Origin of the sequence: Vibrio sp. Vb2960, assembly GCF_033337665.1 — a bacterium.
GTDB classification, from domain to species: domain Bacteria; phylum Pseudomonadota; class Gammaproteobacteria; order Enterobacterales; family Vibrionaceae; genus Vibrio; species Vibrio alginolyticus.
The window spans coordinates 1-1,092 of the sequence record NZ_JAWORD010000066.1 but is presented as its reverse complement, the minus strand read 5'-3'; the positions used below and the strand labels follow the sequence as shown (position 1 = coordinate 1,092).

General features: G+C 46.9%; 1 protein-coding gene. It reads right to left on the bottom strand.

All coding sequences use genetic code 11. The features are described from left to right. On the bottom strand, nucleotides 1–1,016 hold a 1,016-nt coding region (locus R7O03_RS22620; protein ID WP_262664699.1), incomplete at its 3' end, for a flagellin. Nucleotides 1,017–1,092: the final 76 nt, after the last annotated feature.

Here is a 1,092-nt window from a genome sequence, read left to right as displayed (position 1 = left end):
GTATCTTTGATACGGCTCTTCGACGCATTCACGTTCTCGTTAATGTTGTCCAAGTTGCTGATTGCGTGGTTGAAACGGTTCTGGAATGCACCTAGCTCTGCGCGGTGGCTGTCTACGTATTTCAGTGCTGCATCGATGATAGCAACAGATTCTTGTGCGCCACCAACTGAGGTTACGTCGATAGTATCTACCGTTACTTTTTTACCTTCGCCCAAACCTAGTTCACCAGATAGACCGCCTGAAAACTCGACCTCGCCCTCAACTTTGTTGTTGCCAGCGAAGATTTGCAGTTTACCGTCTTGGTCTACAGAGGCTTTCACTAGGTCAGTTTGGCCGTTAATGTAAGTCGCAAGCTCTTCGATATCGTCACCCGCTTTTGCGCTGATGTTGATTTCTTGCTCTTGGCCGTAGCTGTCCGTTAGGTTGATTTTTAGGTCGTTCTTACCTTCAGCAACGTTCCAGTCTTTACCTTTACCACTTTCAGCTTGGTAGCTCACACCGCCCATCATTTTGTTGTCTGAGCGCATGTCTTTTAGCTCAAGCATCACTGCTTCACCGTTATCCGCACCGATTTGGAACGATTTCGCACCGTGTGTGCCGTTTAGTAGCTTGTTACCACCGAAAGAAGTGGTTTCTGCGATACGGTTTAGTTCGTCGTTTAGCGCGGTCACTTCTTCTTGAATCGCAACACGTTCTGCTTTCGAGTTTGAACCGTTTGCTGATTGTAGAGACAAATCACGCATACGTTGAAGAATGTTAGTGGTCTCATTCATTGCACCTTCAGCAGTTTGTGCAATCGAGATACCGTCGTTCGCGTTGCGAACCGCTACATCCAAACCACGGCTTTGTACGTTCAAACGGTTCGAGATTTGTAGACCCGCAGCGTCATCTTTCGCGCTGTTGATTTTAAAACCTGAAGACAAACGCTCCATAGAAGTTTGTTGAGCTGAGTTTGCGTTGTTTAGGTAACGCTGAGCGGTCATCGCTGATACGTTAGTGTTTACATTCACTGCCATGGTGATTTCTCCAATTGATTTTCCGGTGTAGCGGTTTCCGACGTCTCGGAAAACCAAGTAGTTCTCTCAAAGTTAC